The sequence below is a fragment of the Tumebacillus permanentifrigoris genome (assembly GCF_003148565.1).
Taxonomy (GTDB): Bacteria; Bacillota; Bacilli; order Tumebacillales; family Tumebacillaceae; genus Tumebacillus; species Tumebacillus permanentifrigoris.
Window position 1 is genome coordinate 407795 of the sequence record NZ_QGGL01000001.1, and the last position, 16804, is coordinate 424598.

General features: G+C 51.7%; 17 protein-coding genes. 2 read left to right on the forward strand and 15 right to left on the reverse strand.

Annotated features, from left to right (window positions below):
- Positions 1 to 10 precede the first annotated feature (10 nt).
- The 9 genes from C7459_RS01800 to C7459_RS01835 all read right to left on the reverse strand — a co-directional run bounded on the left by C7459_RS01800 (position 11) and on the right by C7459_RS01835 (position 11141).
- Positions 11 to 598, reverse strand: coding sequence for a zinc metalloprotease (locus tag C7459_RS01800; RefSeq protein WP_109685655.1), 588 nt, complete (start codon positions 596 to 598; stop codon positions 11 to 13).
- Between the two features lie 337 nt (positions 599 to 935).
- Positions 936 to 1109 (reverse strand): hypothetical protein, encoded by a 174-nt coding sequence (locus C7459_RS23080; RefSeq protein WP_170119202.1) that lies wholly within the window; start codon positions 1107 to 1109, stop codon positions 936 to 938.
- Positions 1110 to 1119: 10 nt separating this feature from the next.
- Positions 1120 to 4014: a DEAD/DEAH box helicase gene (locus tag C7459_RS01805; RefSeq protein ID WP_109685657.1), complete on the reverse strand. Its 2895-nt coding sequence runs from the start codon at positions 4012 to 4014 to the stop codon at positions 1120 to 1122.
- On the reverse strand, positions 4011 to 5525 hold the full coding sequence (locus tag C7459_RS01810) for an SWIM zinc finger family protein (protein ID WP_109685660.1): 1515 nt from the start codon (positions 5523 to 5525) through the stop codon (positions 4011 to 4013). The genes C7459_RS01805 and C7459_RS01810 overlap by 4 nt, the downstream gene beginning before the upstream one ends.
- Before the next feature lie 36 nt (positions 5526 to 5561).
- Positions 5562 to 6653, reverse strand: a complete 1092-nt coding sequence (locus tag C7459_RS01815) for an MBL fold metallo-hydrolase (RefSeq protein WP_109685662.1) — start codon at positions 6651 to 6653, stop codon at positions 5562 to 5564.
- Between the two features lie 109 nt (positions 6654 to 6762).
- The gene (locus C7459_RS01820; protein WP_109685664.1) at positions 6763 to 8412 is read right to left on the reverse strand and encodes a glutamine--tRNA ligase/YqeY domain fusion protein; all 1650 of its coding nucleotides are present in this window, start codon (positions 8410 to 8412) and stop codon (positions 6763 to 6765) included.
- 141 nt (positions 8413 to 8553) lie between these two features.
- Complete coding sequence (locus C7459_RS01825) at positions 8554 to 8895, reverse strand: zinc ribbon domain-containing protein YjdM (RefSeq protein ID WP_109685666.1); 342 nt, start codon at positions 8893 to 8895, stop codon at positions 8554 to 8556.
- A gap of 193 nt (positions 8896 to 9088) precedes the next feature.
- Positions 9089 to 10477, reverse strand: a complete 1389-nt coding sequence (locus C7459_RS01830) for a sensor histidine kinase (protein ID WP_146200924.1) — start codon at positions 10475 to 10477, stop codon at positions 9089 to 9091.
- The gene (locus C7459_RS01835) at positions 10467 to 11141 is read right to left on the reverse strand and encodes a response regulator transcription factor (RefSeq protein ID WP_109685670.1); all 675 of its coding nucleotides are present in this window, start codon (positions 11139 to 11141) and stop codon (positions 10467 to 10469) included. The genes C7459_RS01830 and C7459_RS01835 overlap by 11 nt, the downstream gene beginning before the upstream one ends.
- Before the next feature lie 138 nt (positions 11142 to 11279).
- Here C7459_RS01835 and C7459_RS22920 point away from each other — a divergent pair, with 138 nt between their 5' ends.
- Positions 11280 to 12035, forward strand: a complete 756-nt coding sequence (locus C7459_RS22920) for a hypothetical protein (RefSeq protein WP_146200925.1) — start codon at positions 11280 to 11282, stop codon at positions 12033 to 12035.
- A 209-nt stretch (positions 12036 to 12244) separates the two neighbouring features.
- Here C7459_RS22920 and C7459_RS01850 read toward each other — a convergent pair whose 3' ends face one another.
- On the reverse strand, positions 12245 to 12712 hold the full coding sequence (locus tag C7459_RS01850) for an SRPBCC family protein (RefSeq protein WP_211320317.1): 468 nt from the start codon (positions 12710 to 12712) through the stop codon (positions 12245 to 12247).
- Between the two features lie 298 nt (positions 12713 to 13010).
- On the opposite strand from C7459_RS01850, the gene C7459_RS24105 reads away from it, so the two are divergent.
- On the forward strand, positions 13011 to 13127 hold the full coding sequence (locus C7459_RS24105) for a putative holin-like toxin (RefSeq protein WP_425450705.1): 117 nt from the start codon (positions 13011 to 13013) through the stop codon (positions 13125 to 13127).
- Between the two features lie 227 nt (positions 13128 to 13354).
- On the opposite strand, the gene C7459_RS01855 is transcribed toward C7459_RS24105, so the two are convergent.
- The 5 genes from C7459_RS01855 to C7459_RS01875 all read right to left on the reverse strand — a co-directional run bounded on the left by C7459_RS01855 (position 13355) and on the right by C7459_RS01875 (position 16211).
- Positions 13355 to 13798 (reverse strand): MarR family winged helix-turn-helix transcriptional regulator, encoded by a 444-nt coding sequence (locus C7459_RS01855; RefSeq protein WP_211320318.1) that lies wholly within the window; start codon positions 13796 to 13798, stop codon positions 13355 to 13357.
- A complete protein-coding gene (locus C7459_RS01860; RefSeq protein ID WP_109685676.1) occupies positions 13779 to 14258 on the reverse strand; it encodes an EVE domain-containing protein in 480 nt (159 codons plus the stop codon). The genes C7459_RS01855 and C7459_RS01860 overlap by 20 nt, the downstream gene beginning before the upstream one ends.
- Complete coding sequence (locus C7459_RS01865; RefSeq protein WP_170119203.1) at positions 14245 to 14688, reverse strand: SRPBCC family protein; 444 nt, start codon at positions 14686 to 14688, stop codon at positions 14245 to 14247. Before C7459_RS01865 ends, C7459_RS01860 begins: the two co-directional genes overlap by 14 nt.
- 176 nt (positions 14689 to 14864) lie before the next feature.
- Positions 14865 to 15587, reverse strand: coding sequence for a YebC/PmpR family DNA-binding transcriptional regulator (locus C7459_RS01870; protein WP_109685680.1), 723 nt, complete (start codon positions 15585 to 15587; stop codon positions 14865 to 14867).
- Positions 15588 to 15782: 195 nt separating this feature from the next.
- Positions 15783 to 16211, reverse strand: coding sequence for a lectin (locus C7459_RS01875; protein WP_109685682.1), 429 nt, complete (start codon positions 16209 to 16211; stop codon positions 15783 to 15785).
- Between the last annotated feature and the right edge of the window lie 593 nt (positions 16212 to 16804).

Sequence of the window (16804 nt, forward strand, 5' to 3'; positions counted from 1 at the left end):
CGCTCTGACTTTAATACATATACGCCAGATTGGATTTGTCCAGAAATGCGGGCTCAGTCAGCGTGCCTTGCCCCTGAGTCATCACAGAAATTGCATCGTCTGTTTGATGAGCAAGGCTCAATGCATGACCCCATTCGTGTAAGGTGTTATACAACCGGTTTGCACTGCTGAAGTTCTCTCGATCCATTTTTCCGTCATTATAGAGAATATCTACGTAGTACCAAGCGTCATATTCAGTTCGACTTGATCCATCCTGCGCATGGGGCTCAGTGTGTCCCCACCACCCCACACGGTCACCATAGTCGGAAGCATAGACTCGAATTCTGGCTTCTGACTTGCTTGTCGCCTTATAAAAATCGATATCAGCGTTTTCAATGATATCGTAACGAAAACGTGTTTCAGATCCGTACCAACTATAGCCCCAATCAATCGCTGTTTGATCCTCATAGTAAGGACAATTGTTAATGATTGAATCAGGTAACCCATTACCCGAGAAAAACGCAGCCGAGTCTACGAGTACAGCGTTCGCAGAACTTGTGGTGAGGAGCATCGTTGTACTGAGAATGATCAAGGTAGCCATCTTACGTTTTCGCAACACGATAAGCCCTCCATTTCTAAATAAAATTTACCAGATTTCCCTATATTACCATTATAATTTTAATTGTCAACATTTTTTTAATTTCATAAAATACACCAATTCGATCCATTTCGTGATTGCCGTTGCCATATCGTTATCGTTATAGATCGACAGTTCACTGAACATGTTTTGATTCGCTATGATCTTCGGTTGAGTTTCTATCGTCCGACCTAACTCGATCAGGAGGCATTCCAGCTCGGCGATGACGACCGGAGTCACGAGCGTGTTGATGGTTTTTGTTCTTGGTCAGAGACGCTCGAAAAAAAGGAAGCCTGTCAGCTCCTGACAGGCTTCCTTTCTATTCCGTGACCGCTTGTTTCACTTGGGCATAAAACTGTTGCCAAGCGGTGGACATCCCTTGCTTCTGAAACGCAGGGTTCAACTCGATCAGCGGTTCTGCTGCTGCTGGTTTAGGTTGCTTACGAGACCGTTTGGGCTTCGGTTCCGCTGTGCTCGCTTTCGTTGTAGCCATCCCTTCCCCCTCACTTCCCGATCCACTCCGTTCGCAGTGCGAACAGGTCTTTCAACTCTTGGGTCGACATCTCGGTGATCCACTGTTCGTTGCCACCGACGATCTGGCGGCTCAGCCCTTGCTTGTGCTCGATCATTTCGTCGATGCGCTCCTCCAGTGTCCCGAGCGTCACGAATTTATGGACCTGCACATCCCGTGTCTGCCCGATGCGGAAGGCACGATCTGTCGCCTGATCCTCGACGGCCGGATTCCACCAGCGGTCAAAATGGAACACATGCGTGGCCGCCGTCAAGTTCAACCCCGTGCCCCCCGCCTTCAGCGACAACACGAAGATCCCAGGTCGCTCCTGCCGCGCCACCTCTGGATCTTGAAAACGCGCCACGAGTTGGTCGCGCTTGGTTTTGGGCACGCCTCCATGCAGGAACAGCACCGATTCCCCCATGCGCTCCTCGATCACGTTTTGCAACAGATGCCCCATCTCCACGTATTGGGTGAAGATCAAGCACTGGTCGCCCTCCTCGCGCAGTTCCTCCACCATCTCCAAGAGCCGGTCGAGCTTGTTGGAACGTTCGTCGAGCAGTCCGCCGCTGGCGTCTTTTAGAAAAAGCGCGGGATGGTCGCAGAGTTGTTTGAGCTTCGTCAGCGAGGAGAGGATCAGTCCTTTTTTCTCCATGCCGCTCAAGGTGTCGAGTTTCTCAAACAAATCCTGTACCACATTTTCATACAGCGCCCCCTGCTCAGCAGTCAGGGAGACGTAGACTTTCATCTCGTTTTTCTCAGGGAGATCCAACTGGATCGCCGGGTCTTTTTTCACCCGTCGCAACAAAAAGGGCCGGATGAGCTTCTGCACCTGTTCGATGAGCTGCGGGTCGTTATGTCGCTCGATCTGGTTGACATAGGTCTCGGTGAAGGACTTCAAACTGCCGAGAAAGCCGGGGTTGAGAAAATCATAGATCGACCACAGCTCAGTCAGTCGGTTCTCAATCGGCGTACCCGTCAACGCGATGCGGTGGTTGGCCTCCAGTTGGCGGATGGCGATGCGCTGCTTGGTGTAGGCGTTTTTGATATTTTGCGCCTCATCGAGGCAGAGCGCATCCCAGTGGATCTGCGACAATTCCTCCTGATCGAGATGCGCCAAGGTATAGGAGGTGATCACGAGATCGGCAGCCCCAGCCCGCTCCCGAAGCTCCTCCCCCTTGGCGCGCTGTGCCCCATAGTGGACGTGGACGGTGAGGCCTGGCGCGAACCGATGCAGTTCTTTTTCCCAGTTGCCCATGACCGATGTCGGGCACACGAGCAGCGACGGACCTGTCGTCCCCTCTTGTTTGGCACAGAGCAAGTAGGTGATGAATTGAATGGTTTTGCCAAGTCCCATGTCGTCCGCGAGACAACAGCCGAGACCGTACTTGCGCAGAAACAAAAGCCACGATACACCCTCTTGCTGGTAGTGTCGTAGCGTCGCATGGAGTTCAGCGGGCGGTGTGACCAGCGGAAGCGAGGAGACCTGTTGCAACTGGTCGACGAACTCTTGGAGATGGGCGTTGAGCTCGACTTCAAGTAGCAGTTCGTTCCATTCGCTCTCCTCGTTGGCAGTTGCTGTAGGGTCAGCCTGTCCGCGTGCTCGACCCTCTTCGCGACCCTCTTGAAGCCAGTACATCTCCAACACATCGCGCAGGGAGAGTCCCTTTTTTTTGTTCACGCGGTTGAAGGTTTGCGTCATTTGGTGCAAAAATTCGCGGTCCAGTTGAATCCATTGGCCCCGGATGAACGCCAAGCGTTTTTTCTCCGCGAGGATGCGGCTAAACTCGGCCTCAGAAAGTTCGAGATCCCCGACGGCCAGCTTCCAGTCAAAGTCGACGAGTTGCTGGAGCCCCAAGCGCGTGCGGCCGGATGTGCCTACGGAGGAGGTGATTTTTGCTCGTAACCGTGGTTTGCGCGATCGCAAGTCTTCCCACCAAGCGGGTAAAAAAACGGAGCTCCCCGTCCGAATCAACTGCAGACTGTCCTCGTTCATGAAGCTCCACGCCTGCTCGTCGTCGAGTTCCCACAGCGATTGCTCTGTAAACGTTGCCTCTGGCAACCAAGGCACGATCTGCTTGAGTTTGGCGGCTTCCAGCGCGATGCGTGGTTCGAGGTCTGCCTGCCAATGCTCAGGCAGTTGCCCGGCGAGCGGTCTCCCTTGGAAATCCATTTCAACGATCAGGTCTTGATTGTCCACGTCTTGGAGCAACAGACGCAGATGCCACGACTCCTGCCCCTCCTCCGGTTCTACCAATTGAATCGAGGTGCGGAAGGGAACTTCATCTCGTTGCCAGCCGATCGCCACCAGCCATTGCTCCTCGTCCACCCACCCAACCTCAGGTTCGACTTGGAGATCCAAGATGCTGTACGCGCGAAGCAGTTCGGCAAATGAATCTGCCACCGCTGTATCCTGACTCACCAGATCCAGCACGACCGCCTGAAACCACTCGTTGGCGTCTGAGACGGCATCGAGCGCGGATCGATCGACCTCATCGGGAATTCGCAACTTCCACCCATTGCTTCCTGCCAGCCATCTCTCATAGGAAGGGACAAACCAGCCTTGCTCAAGCGCTTCCACATAGAGTCGCGCCAGTTGTTGTTCGTGCAGAAGTTCTGGGCTCCAAGAGATCGCAGCGAGGCGTGAAGGTTGGGGCTGTGCGAGGAACAGCACCGCTGTAAAAGGCGGCAGGAGCAGACCCGACGTCTCGCCTATGTCCGCGATCTCGATCAGGGTTCCGTAAAACGAGCGCTTGTCCCACGCGAACAGGAGGGATTTGCAACGCTGTGGGGGGATGTACTCCCCGGATTCCCCCGTTGCCCAGAGAAACAGCTCGCCTGTCGGTTGTCTCCTGCCCTGCAAGACGATGGTGCCCGGTGCCCTCATGGAATCAATTTCCCCTTCCTCAGTTCCTCCTGAAACGCACGATACCGCTTGTATTTGTTGCTCAGCGTTTCGATGTAGCGATCCCAGCGCAGTTGGTCTTTGAGTTTTTTGTAGCGGGTCTTCAGCTTTTTCAAATACCGAACGGACCGCTTGTAGGACGGTCGGTTTTTTTCTAGAATGTAGCGCTCGGCGGCCTGATGATAGAGCGGGAACATGTAGGCGAGGTTGGCGGCCTCGACTTTTTTTACATCCTCTGATTTCAAGGCCGTCAGTTCTACCTCATAGAATAGATGCAGGTCCACCCACCCCTGATACTGCTCATGTTCGAGCAGCGTTCGGGCGTACTCCGTGAAGCTATTCGGTAACAGGTCGACCAAGATCTGTTCCCAAGCCTGACCCGCAAGCTCCCCGCGCTCGTAGAGTTGTCGCCAGAAACTCAGGTAGCTGACCTGCTCGATTGGCGGGAGGCTCTGCATCTTGGGTTGCATCCAGTTCAACCACTCGGTCAGTCTGCTCCACCGTTCCTGCGCACCGAAGGATCGCAGGTAGGGGAAAAACCACGACGGCTGGAGTGCAGGTGTGATCGCATCTGCCAGTTCCATCGCGTGGCGGTCGTCACCCATGATGATTTCGAGATGTAGCAGGGCCTGATGGAGCGATTTTTTGCGAATGGGTTCGGGTGGCGCGGTTGTGAAGCCCAACTCCTGCTCCAGTTCGGCTTGCACGCGGTGTCGCTCCGCTTGGAGCCAAGGCTCGTGTGCAAGCAGATGCGCCCAGACGCTGCCATAGATTGCAGACCAATCGGTGATCGTATCGTGTGCAGGGAACGCATGTTGCGACAGATACTCAATCGTGCTGAGCAGATCGGGTTCGTACTTTTCCTGAATGCGCGGTTGGTTCAGGTTCTCCAGCAGTTGCTGGATTTCCAGCATCCAGCGCTTGTCGTAGTGCAAGTAGCGGCCCTTCGCTTGCTCGTGGATCTCATCGACGCCCTGCATCAGATAGAGCCAGACATGTAAGCGATAGAGCGATTTCTTGGCAAGGTCCCAGCCTTGACTGAGTGGAAGCAGTGTGGCTTTCCCATTGTTGACGTATGTATCCAACGTATAGGGCCCGTTATAGGCCGGCATTTTTATGACGGAAGCAAAAAAAGGCGGCCAGTCCGCAACCGAATCGCTTTCTTTCGGGAAATGGGCCGGTTGTTTTTTCGCTAGAGGTCGTAACAATTCAGTTGGCGAGCGTCCGCCTTGGTCCAAGGCCTCGAACAGCACCGCCGCCATGTGCTTGCAATAGTCGCCATCGTGGCAGGTACAGGTGCTGGCGGGAAAGTCCTGGAGTTCAATCTCGACCCGGTAGCGAGCCCGTTCCCCGACGATGGCCCGCAGGGTTGCGTTTTCGAAGGTCAGGTCGCTCACGACACGATCCAGATAGTAGTTCCAGCCGCGTTTCAAGATCATCTCTGGGAAAGAAGCGTGAATTCTGGTGAAATCCACGTGGTCTAAACTGATCACCCTACTTGCCCCTTTCTGCGGAAGAACGTGATACTGTTATTTCCACCAAGTGGCGGTCGGGTACTTCGCCCCCCACGTGACGGTTTCGCCAATCATCGGTGTCGCAACCTCGACGTCTCGCTCCCGTGCCGATTTCGTGACGCGTTCCACCGGGTCTGTCCACTCGTGAAATCCTAGCGTGAAGGCGGCCCAATGGATCGGGATCATGACGTTCCCTCGTACATCGAGATGCGCTTGCACCGTCTCCTCCGGCATCATATGGATCGCCGCCCAGCGTGCATCGTATTGGCCGCATTCCATGAAGGTCAGATCGAAGGGTCCGTACTTGTCGCCAATCTCTTGGAAATGCGGCCCATAGCCGCTGTCTCCACTGAAATAGACCTTGGTCTGCGTGCCGGCAATGACCCATGAACACCAAAGTGTGGCGTTGCGGTCGCTCAAACTTCTGCCAGAAAAGTGCCTTGCCGGGGTACACGCGAGTTGGATTCCTTCATAGTCGAATTCGTCCCACCAATCATGCTCTTGGATCAGGTTCGGGTCGACACCCCATCGTTCGAGGTGACCCCCCACACCTAGTGGGACGATGAACTGCCTGACTTTGTCCTTGATTTTCTTGATCGAGCCGTAATCCAAATGGTCGTAATGATCGTGGGAGAGCACGACCGCATCGATCATCGGCAGTTCGTCAATTTTGAAAGGGAGTTCGCGGCTATACCGTTTGCCGCCGATGACCGGGAAGGGCGACGGCGCTTTTCCAAACATCGGGTCGAGCAAGAGCGTTTTCCCGTCCACTTCCAACATGAGCGCGGAATGCCCGAACCATGTGACCTTGGTTTGGTTCTGGCTTTGAGCGCGTGGGAACTCCACAGACCCCAGCGGGAACGACTTAGCCGGTCTGCGGTTGGGGTTTCCTCTTAGCAAGTCTCGCAGCATGGTCCGTGTCGTCTCGAAGTCAGAGTTCATCGCTGTGGGAATTTGATTGATGAATTTCTTGGCGCGGAAGTTCGCAGATTGCTCGTAAGCCTGCAACTTCGCCTTCGTTACTTTGCTTCCGAAAACGGGATGATAGTTCAACACGAGCCATACGACAAGCACGAGCCCAACAACCGTACTGATGATCGCGATCATACCGATACCTCTTCCATCCACTAGGATCTTGTACTTGGTTTTTTACAAAAAAGACCTCTACCGCGATCCGTTACGCGGCGAGGTCTTTTCCTATTTCCCGCCGTCCGCTCTACTTGATCTGGAACGAACTTTTCAAGGAAACGATTAGATTGAACACTTTGTGCTCCGGCGTGCTGTCCTTCGGGTCGACATTGAAGTAGCCATGACGGAAAAATTGAAACTTGTCCTGCGGCTGTGCCGTTTGCAGGTCTGCTCCGACATAGCCGTGTACCACTTCCAGCGAGTTCGGATTCATCCGGTCGATGAAATCTCCGTCCTCCTTGCTCCCGGTCAGCAAGGATTCGTACAGGCGGAATTCAACGGGAACCGCGCTTTTGGCATCGACCCAATGGATTGTGCCCTTCACTTTGCGGCCCGTGAAGCCGCTGCCGCTCTTGGTTTCCACGTCGTAGGTGCAATGCAGTTCTACGACTTGGCCGTTTTCATCCTTCACCACATCATGGCACTTGATGAAGTAGGCGTTTTTCAAACGGACTTCGTTGCCGGGGAACAGGCGGAAGTATTTCGCAGCTGGGACTTCCATGAAGTCGTCCTGTTCAATGTAGATCTCACGCGAGAACGGGATCTGCTTCGTGCCCATCTCCGGCACTTCGGGATTCACTTCGGCATCCAGCAGTTCCACTTGATCCTCCGGGTAGTTGGTGATCACGACTTTCAGCGGTCGGATCACACCCATCGTGCGCGGTGCTTTGAGCTTGAGGTCTTCGCGGATGTAATGTTCGAGCATCTTGTAATCGACTTCGCCACTGCCGACCGTCACGCCCAGTTCACGCACGAACGTGCGGATCGACTCCGGCGTGAATCCGCGTCTGCGCAGGCCGGAGATCGTCGGCATCCGCGGGTCATCCCACCCATCGACGACGCCTTCGTCGACCAGTTTTTTCAGGTAGCGCTTGCTCATGATCGTATCGGTGAGGCTCAATCTGCCGAATTCGTATTGGTGCGAGATATGCGGCATCTCGCATTCACGGATCACCCAATCGTACAGCGGGCGTTGGTCTTTGAATTCGAGCGTGCAAAGCGAGTGCGAGACGCCCTCGATCGCGTCCTCTAGCGGATGGGCAAACGCGTACATCGGGTAGATGCACCACTTGTCACCCGTGTTGTGGTGAGTCGCGTGCGCGATGCGGTAGATGACCGGGTCGCGCAAGTTGATGTTCGGGGAGGACATGTCGATTTTGGCGCGCAGGACTTTTTCGCCGTCCTTGAATTCACCCGCGCGCATACGAGCAAACAAATCGAGATTCTCCTCGACCGTGCGATCGCGGAATGGGCTGTTCTGACCTGGTTCGGTCAAGGTTCCGCGCGTTTGGCGGATCTCTTCGGCAGACAGATCATCGACAAATGCGTTCCCCTTTTTGATCAGCACCACAGCGCGGTCGTACATTTCCTCAAAATAGTCGGAGGCAAAAAACAGCCCGTCCCAGGTAAACCCAAGCCACGCGACATCTTCTTTGATCGCATTCACGTACTCGACATCTTCTTTGAGCGGGTTCGTATCGTCAAAGCGCAAGTTGGTTTTGCCGTTGAAATCCTTGGCGATCTCAAAGTTGATGCAGATCGATTTGGCATGTCCGATATGTAAGTACCCATTCGGTTCTGGCGGGAAGCGGGTCACAACCTGTTGGACCTTGCCCGCTTGCAGATCTTCTTTGACAATCTCCCGAATGAAGTCGGAAGAATTCGATGTGGTTTCCATAGTACCAACCTCTCGGCAATGTATTTCCTCTATCATACAAAAAAAGGGTGAGCAAGGGAAAGGCATTTTTTAGCCATCCCCTTTTGTACTCTCCCCTCTCCAGAACCGGTTCAAACGGTTTCCTTTGTATCAAAAACGAAGCTAGGCCTTCTTAACGAATTCGGACTTTAATTTCATCGCGCCGAACCCCTCGATCTTGCAATCAATATCATGGTCGCCATCCACCAGACGGATGTTTTTTACCTTTGTGCCCATTTTCAGAGTGGACGAACTGCCTTTTACTTTCAGGTCTTTGATGACGGTTACCGAATCACCGTCGGTCAGGACATTGCCATTTGCATCTTTGACAACCTTTGCCTCTTCACCATTCGGAGTTTCTACTTCTAAACTCCACTCATGCGCACATTCTGGGCAGATAAAAACTCCGCCATCCTCGTAGGTGTATTCCGAATGACAACTTGGGCAATTTGGCAACGTAGACATACTTTTATTTCCCCCACTCGAGATCATACGATCCGATATGAAATCTATTTTTGATTTCGCTTTTTACAAGTTTGTAAGAGTAGCAATTGTGAACTTGAAAGTACAAAAAACCACGTAAATCGCTCTTCAACGGCTTATATACTATCACAGTCGTCTCCCCTTGACAAACCTGCCGCCAATGTGGCCACTGCCGCTACAAAGGGATACGTACCCTGAAAGTACTGCCCTCGCCAACGGTGCTCTCCACCTGAATCGTACCCCGACTGGCATCCACGATGTTCTTGGCGATCGCAAGACCCAATCCATGCCCCCCCGTTTTACGCGTTCGCGACTTATCTTGGCGGTAGAATCGGTCGAAGATGCGAGGCAGCGCTTCGGTCGCGATGCCGATCCCGGTATCCTGCACTTCGATGGTGAGAAAGCGGACCCCCTTCTCCATCCCATCGGCAAGCCGTACCTGTACCGATCCTTTGTCTGGCGTATACTTAATCGCATTGTCGAGTAACAGCACGAGCAGCTGCGTAGCTTTTTCCGCGTCCCAATTCACCAGTAACTCATCGGGAGCATCGAGATGAATGGCGATGTCCTTCGCTTGGGCCACTGGCTGGAGTTTATGACGTACAGTTTCCGCTGCTGCCTTCAGATTGAAGACAGAACGATCCAGCACGAAGTCATCGGAATCCGTACGGGCCAGATGCAACAGCTCTCCGACCAGCTTCGTGATCGAGTTGACCTCATCCTTCATGCCGATCAGCACGTTCTTGGAGAAGGGATCGCCCTCGATGCTTTCTTCGAGTTGCAGCGCTTCGATCGATCTGAGCATGACGCTTAGCGGGGTGCGCAATTCATGGGAGGCATCTGCGACGAACTCGCGTTGCCGCGCATACGCTCTTGCAATCGGTTGTATCGCTTTGCGCGACATCAGTTGGCTGAACCATAAGGCCAGCACAAAAAACAGGAGCGCCATCCCGACCAACAGCATGAGCAGCCAACGGAACAGATCATGCTGGAACGTCACTTCCTTTCCTACATATAAAGTGCCAACCCGCACCTGCTTCACGATCAACTCGCGGTCGGTGACGAGGAATCTTGCGCTTTTTCCCGGGTTCGGGTGTCCAAGCTCGTCTGTGGACAAATTGGCGAACGTTTGCAAGGTCACTTTCTCGATTCCGCCCCCCTTGAACTGGCCCTCCGAGATCGCTTCCATCACCTGCGTACGCAATTCCGGCTGAATCTCATCCGCCAAATGCAGATCCCCATTTTCCGAGAGCAAGTAATAGAACGATTGGTCGGTGCTCGTCGAAAAGGCTTCCTCTACGGAGCGCGGGGGGCGTCGAGTCGGGTTGCTGTCTTGGTCCGCCCACTTTTGCAGGGTGTGAATTTCACTGTTGGCGAGGTCGTTCAGACGGGCTCGCTGGTCGTTCCAGATGAACAGATAGAGCAGGACATACACCAAGATGACGAACAAACTGAGAAACGCAATCAGGACGCCGCTGTATTGCAACGTGAGCTTATTGCGCGTCCGGTCGAACAAATCGCCATCGAATAGCCGCTTTTTTAGAGAGCCCAAGTTACGCTTCAATTTTATACCCGACACCTCTCACGCTCAAAATGAGCCCTTGTAAATGGGCAGGCTCGAGCTTTTTGCGGATTAATTTCACGGTCGCATCGATCGTTTTCAGATGCACTTCGGCATCAATCCCCCACACTTTATCCAGAATGATCTCGCGTGACAGGGTGAGTCCCTTGTTCTGCAACAGCAGGTCTAGGATTTGAAATTCGCGCGGGGACAATTGGATTTCACGGTCGCCTTGGCGGACGATCTGACTTGTCCGTTGCAGTTCCAGATCGCGGAATCGGATGACATCCTCCTGCAGGGGGACGAAGGTTCTGCGCATCAAGGCGCGCAACCGCGCCAACAACTCGTCCATCTCGAACGGCTTGACCAGATAATCGTCAGCTCCCGAATCGAGACCTTCGATGCGATCCTGCAAGGCATCTCGCGCCGTCAGCATCAGAACTGCACCCAGATACCCGACCTGGCGCAGTTTGGCGCACGTATCGCGGCCATTCCCGTCCGGCATCATCCAATCGAGCACGACGACGTCGTAGCTGGAAGCCATCGCATAGTCGAACGCATCGTTGCCGGTCGTGACCCAATCCACCGTGCCGCCCGTTTTTTTCTTCAGCATATGTGCGGTCAATTCGCCCAGCCGGAGATCGTCTTCCGCCAGTAAGATCTTCATCACCTTGCCCCATTTCCGGTTACACTTCTTAAAAAAAGTATAATCGAAAGAATCCGTGCTTTCACCATATTTTCTCCAAGTTTAAGTAGTATTTGTATCAAGAGATACAACATCCCATATGAAGAGAGGAAGATAAAAATGAACAAAAAAACGATTACCATCCTCACCAGCACGTTGGCGGTCCTGTTAGTAGCAAGCGGAGGGCTCGCGCTCAGCAGTACGAACAAGGTGTTTGCTGCATCGACAAGTGCGGATGGCATGGGCTGCCAAGCTCCGGACGGCAAAGCGAAAAATAACGCGGGTGGCAAGCCGGCTCCAGCTCCGGCTCCAGCCCCTTCCCCGGCTACTCCGTCTGCTCCCACAAACACAACGGGCACTCCGAGCGGCACACCTTCGAATCCAAATGGAACTTCCGTGGTGATCTCCGGTGGATACGCCACAGACCCACAGGACAAGGGCCGACCGGTCGTGCTGATTGCCGCAGCGCTTGGCGTACCCACGGAGGTGTTTCGTGAAGCATTTAGCGGGGTAACTCCAGCAGGTCTGGAACGCGGCCCAAGCCCGGAGGAAGCCCAACGAAACAAAGCCGCCCTGCTGAAAGTCCTCGCCCCTTATGGGATCACCAACGAACGCTTAGATGAGGTGTCGAACTTCTACCGCTACAACGGGCAAAAAAGCAAAACGTGGCAAGTGACTCCGGCCAGCGCAACGGCGATTGTTACGAATGGCGTGGTGACGGGTGTCACGATTACGAATCCTGGAGCCGGGTATTCTTCCAATCCCACAGTAACCGTAACGGGACCAAACGGAACCTTCACTGCGACCGCTACCTTGTCCTACTCGAAAGACTTTAAAACCAATGGGAGTATTGCTTCGATCACGATCAATAAATAGGCAGTAGTCAGTACCCCCGCTTAGCAAAAATAGCGCCTTCCGCAAACGTGGAAGGCGCTTTTTCGTATGCCTCGTCCTCAAGCAAATCCGTCATGGCAAAACCAAAAGCGGTTGCCATGTGTAGGACAGCGACGAATGGGAGGAGGAATGACGCGAGGGACAGGTGATAAACAGACGAGTTCAAATGGCGGCGACTTGAAGTCACATTTTTAACGATTTACGTGGGCGTCAGGAGCCTTGTCCGCTACAAGATTCAAGACGATGTTATGTTCAAGATACGCCTTCAGCCCACAGAGCAGTATCGTGTATCCTCCCATTGAGTCAATGGCTCGATTTACGATCTCATCCCCTGTGCCTGCGAACCCTGAGTTCGAAATCGTGACAAAGGTTTCGTTATCTGTTCGCGGAGTAAAGACCCACTCGGTAAGGGTGCTGTCCGACCATTCGACCAAAATCCGCTTGTTTTGCTCAAGTTCTTTTACAAACACATCAGCCGATGCGCCGTACATCTCCCACTCCCACCGCACCTGCTGACCCGCTTCCAATCTCCCGCTACTTTTCGTGAACCAAATTTTCGTTGTCATTGCCGGATCGATAAAAGCCTCGAATACCTCTTCAGTCGATTTTCTGATGAGCATTTCCGCTTTCACAATCGGTGTATGATTCAATGTTGCCACTTTGAAAGCCCCTTTCATTGTTTGTTCCAGCGTAATGATCAAAGTGAGAGTCAGCGATTTTTAGAGAAGCCCCATAACACTTAGTTAACAATACGTGACATAGATATATTTGTAAATCTACCTTCTTAGAAAATACAGTAAAGAATGATTCTTCACGCCATCGTCCGTGCATGATATTGAACAGAAGCGTACTCCACGTGCTCACCTCACAAACGCAAAAAGACCTCAACCACGATGATATACGTAGCGAGATCTCCCTTTTCTTGTATCCTCAATGACGAATCGGCTCAGAGACGGTATGACGGAATTTCAGACATTGACGGTGATGATTGCATTTGGTTCGCTTGTAGCTGCGATCATTTTCGGCATGTTAACTGTACTCCTGGCCATACTCAACCTAACAAAAAAGAAATAGACCTCCCTTGAGCTTCACAGGCTAGGAAGAGGTCTATTTCCAGCTTAACATTGAGCCGACACCCTTGATGGGTATCAGTTGTGCAAACGGCCGTAGGTGTAATCAGCACCTGCGGTCATTTTTTAGTTTATTCATTTCTTCTGGTTCCATTCTACCATAAGCGGTAATGGATTCTCAATGCCTGTTTCTCTGCTTCTAAGGCAAGGGTGGTTACTAACTTGTTTGTCTTAGCCCTTGATCAATATCTGCAAAAGTCGGTTCAAATCCCCGACCTCATCGCCTAGAACGGAGAAGAACGCTCGGTCCCTCTCTTCTACAGCTTGAACCGCGCGTGAAGCGATCTCGTCTCCAGATGCGGTTACCGATATGACATTTGCTCTCGAATCAGTGGGGTGAGGGCTGCGTTGTATATATCCTTTTTTCTCTAACGTTCTCAGCACCTGTGACGTAACGTTTACATCGATCTTCACATGCTGGGCCAATTGAACTTGGGTGATACCGGCATGATCATTTCTTTCATTTAACCATTTGGCGGAAAAGAGCAGAACAAACTGCGGATGTGTCAGATCAAACGGTTCTAATGCAGTCCGCATCGCCTTTTGCCAAGTTGTTGTTACTTGCCACAGCATAAAACCCGGGCTTTCCTCCGCCTCATTGAAATTGGATTTCACTTGCACTTCCTCCCACCTCGTTCAACATCGCATTCGCAATGACCCGAAAATCTTGCCGCGATATCTCTAAATGGCCGAAACGAAACGGATACCCCCAGTTTTTCACTCCCTGGGTAAAGCTAAGGAGCTCCAGCAGACCCGAGATTTTCGTTTCCCTACAGGCCAGATATCGAATATTGCGGCGAAAAGGCACGAAAGACTCGGACATCTGATATTCATATACCTTGTCGTCCTCGACCTGCCCGATCGCCGTGAATGCTTGAAGCGGCTCCCCGTTCACCATATCTGTACGGGGGGAGTAATAAATGAGCCAATCTCCGGCCTTCATCCGTCTTAACGGCGCTGCCTTCCCGTGGCAGAGCTGGGCGAAACCGCCTTCCACCCCCTTCTCCACATGGGAAGCAGAAACGACGCCAATCCAATAACGACAGGGTGTGCTGGCTCCATTATTCAGCGGCATGTTCACGTTCCTTCTCCAAAGCCAGAGAAACCAGACTCTCCATAGTAGTTGGAATCCCCTCAGCAAACCCAGCCCCGATCTGGGGTCCGAGTTGTTCGGCATTTGGACCGCTGATCGTTACTTTGTGAGTAACCTTGGTGCCCTCGGCCAATTCCACCAAAAGATGCGTGAAGTGAATCTGAATACCGGCGTCAGGAATATCGGTTACGTCCGAAAAACCGCGCAACGGTTCGACATTGGTAAGTTCAAAAGGTAATGGTTCCTGGCCTTCCGGTTGTAACAATCCCTTTGAACCTTGGACAAACGGACCCTCTAAGGAGGCGAAAATAATTCCTTTGTCCCAATCCGTCCATTTTGAAAAATTGCTGTACAACGCCCAAATCGTTTCCTTTTTAGCCTCAGTCGTAATAGTATGCTCGAATTCCCACATCGTTTTACACCCCACTTTGTATGTGCTCATATTATATCAACACATATTATATTGGTCAATATGATGAGTGCATTCGATTCCAAAAAGCTCCCTTCGTCCTATCATTGAATCCGTGTGAACGGGTACAAAAAAGCCGCCTAAAATGGCGGCTTGATACTTTCTCGAAAAGGTAACGCTTACTCATCACCAAAATCTACATTGTGGTAGACTTGTTGTACATCGTCGTGGTCTTCTAACGTGTCGATCAGCTTGCGGAAAGATACTTCTGCGTCACCTTCAAGCGTAACTTCGTTTTGAGGAAGCATTGTCAGTTCTGCCACCGTGAATTCCGAAATTCCTGCGCTTTTCAATGCTTCTTGTACAGCGTGGAATTCATCGGGTTCTGCATACACAATGACCTGATCATTCTCCGTAACAATGTCACGTACATTTACATCTGCTTCCATCAAGGTCTCAAGAACTTCCTCTTCCGATTTCCCTTCGAGACCAATAACAGCCACGGAATCAAACATATACGCTACGGACCCGTTCACGCCTAAGTTGCCACCGTTTTTCTTAAAAGCAGCCCGGACATCAGATATCGTGCGATTTACGTTATTTGTAAGAGCATCGACGATCAACATAGCACCGTTAGGCCCGAAGCCTTCATACCGAAGCTCATCATAGGTCTCGTCAGAGCCGCCTTTTGCCTTCTCTAACGCACGATCGATGATGGCTTTTGGTACATTGTATGTCTTCGCACGTTCTAACACAGCTTTTAAAGCTACATTGGACTCAGGATTCGGGTCACCTTTTTTTGCTGCTACAAAAATCTCTATCCCGAACTTTGCGAATACACGAGTCTTCTGCGCGTCGTTCTTTGCTTTTCCCTCTTTAATGTTGTTCCACTTACGGCCCATTCATTTCACTCTCTTCCAAGTATAGAAGTATCGATCCTCAAAACCGACAACTCGGCACTTTTTACATTATACCTTATTTGTGCAAGTTTTTCGTGTCCTACGCACAATTATCCATCAAATCAAAACTCCCTCGGTTTCAGATACAACCGAGGGAGTTTTTTCTTCGATCTGAAGCCATTGGCTTTGTACTGCGCCTTAACGCAGGTTGGTTCCCGTATCCCAAACAACCCGATAGTAGGTAAAGGAGTTCACATAGATGACCAGATTCCCATCATCTTGGAGCTTCAACAAATTCCCCGATTCGCCATTCCAGTTGTCGGAAGTCCATTGGGAATACCCATTGTCACCGGGCAGGAAGAGTCTATTCGAAAACATCACCCCCATCACACGGGTGTTCCCACCCGTGTGGGTATCCCAGAGATGTGTCCCTCTTCCGTACAAAACCAGATTCCCGTCGTATTGCATTTCCAAGGAATACAGACCATTTTGGGAGACGAGATGTTGTCCTTTTTGAAGCGATTGACCATAGTCGAGGTGGTCTTCTCCCGCAGCAGCAAAACTGCTTGTCGCGCTGAACGACATCAATAAGCCCAGAACACCCATGGAAGCGATGAATTTTTTCATTAGACAGCCCTGTTTCTCTTGTGATTTTGCAATTACTATATTTATAGTACTATCTACTAAATAATTTTAGCAACCAAAATTTTACTAATATGTTGTATTTATCGAAATATACTAGGATTTAGTTAGGAGGAAACTGTGTCGTTCCCAATCCCGTCGTCAGCAAGAAAAGCCCTCTTGCGCCTGGGGCACAAGAGGGCTCTTGTCCTGATTTGTAACTTGAATCTTTGAAATGGGGTGTGATGTAGAAATTCAGCCAACAGATTCTAGCTGTTGGTGAGGTGTCACTTATGGTAGGGTTCAGCGTATCGCTCTAAGTGAGAAACGTGAATCTACCACCCAACGGGAAGGCTCCTTTTTAGTGCTACTGAAGGGTGTAGCCCTGCGTGACGGCACGGAGAAGGCTGCAGGTAGTCTAGGTCAACAGGGGAAGCGTCTAATAGGCAACGAGAAACCCTCAAAGGTTGATCCCCTGCCCTCTATACTGCCAAATTCCGACACGGCACACCAACCCGTTTTAATCCCTCCTATGACATACAGGTCTCATTTTAAACAGATTACAGCGGCATATACTCCACTTCAACGGAAAATTGGTT